Below are 263 nucleotides of genomic sequence, written 5' to 3' on the forward strand. Positions count from 1 at the left end.
ACTTAAGGCTTACTTTTCATCGATTTTTAGAAACGCACAAACCTCAAATTCAATTGAGTATTAATGAACGTCTGCTGACCCCGTTGGACCCTACAGCTTCATTTCATCCATCTACGCAGAGAGATCCAGAAGATGTAATCCATTTGTTTAATGGTGATGTACGTGTTCGTAGCTACACTATTCCACACTATAAAAAAATGACCCAACTTGAGTGGGATGAGCTTGGCGGTCACGAAGGACACCTTAAATCTCAAGGCTTATAT

1 pseudogene is annotated in these 263 nt (G+C 40.3%); it reads left to right on the plus strand.

The features are described 5' to 3' along the window. Positions 1-263 (plus strand): annotated as a pseudogene (locus AB4512_RS23975) (ATP-binding protein); the annotation flags it as partial.

This window comes from Vibrio sp. 10N.222.52.B7, from assembly GCF_041474275.1.
Lineage (GTDB): Bacteria > Pseudomonadota > Gammaproteobacteria > Enterobacterales > Vibrionaceae > Vibrio > Vibrio crassostreae_C.